Origin of the sequence: Candidatus Hakubella thermalkaliphila, assembly GCF_013281975.1 — a bacterium.
GTDB lineage: Bacteria > Actinomycetota > Humimicrobiia > Hakubellales > Hakubellaceae > Hakubella > Hakubella thermalkaliphila.
Genome location: NZ_BLRZ01000444.1, coordinates 1 through 597, shown reverse-complemented (window position 1 = coordinate 597; position 597 = coordinate 1). Strand labels below are relative to the sequence as shown.

Sequence of the window (597 nt, the reverse complement as noted above, 5' to 3'; positions counted from 1 at the left end):
AAAAAGTAAAAGAATTCTTAAAAGTAAAAGCGAGCTGAATATATGAAACCATTGGTTGGGATTATTATGGGCAGCGATTCAGACTTACCGGTGCTAAGAGAAGCCGCAAAGGTTCTTGGAGATTTTGGCATAGAATATGAAATTACCATAGTTTCGGCCCATAGAACACCTGATAGAATGTTCAAATATGCTGAAGAATGTGAGGAAAGAGGGCTTGAGATAATAATTGCCGGAGCTGGTGGAGCTGCACATTTGCCAGGGATGGTAGCTTCACTCACTCCCTTACCAGTAATAGGGGTTCCAATAAGAACCTCATCTTTACAAGGAGTTGATTCTCTTCTATCCATTGTGCAAATGCCAGAAGGAGTGCCTGTGGCTACGGTAGCAATAAATAATGCTAAGAACGCCGGAATTTTAGCTGCAGAAATTCTTGGTGTAGCGTACCCGGAGATTAGAAAGAAAATCAAGCAGTACAAGGAAAAGTTAAAAAAAGAGGTAGAAAAAAAAGCAGAGAATTTGGAAAAGATCGGATATTAAAAAGGGAGACCGTTCCGATTTAGTGTGGGTAAAACGGCCTAAAAATGTACTTTGACAAGG

Annotated in this window: 1 protein-coding gene; it reads left to right on the top strand. The window is 40.2% G+C overall.

Going from position 1 to position 597, the window contains the following annotated elements:
- Positions 1-42 precede the first annotated feature (42 nt).
- Positions 43-537 carry a 5-(carboxyamino)imidazole ribonucleotide mutase gene (gene purE, locus HW443_RS12630; RefSeq protein WP_176231633.1) on the top strand — a complete coding sequence of 165 codons (495 nt, stop codon included), beginning with the start codon at positions 43-45 and terminating at the stop codon, positions 535-537.
- Positions 538-597 lie beyond the last annotated feature (60 nt).

Bases quoted from the DNA above. Each gene is read 5' to 3' on its own strand.
- purE (WP_176231633.1), top strand. From the start codon at position 43: ATGAAACCATTGGTTGGGATTATTATGGGCAGCGATTCAGACTTACCG.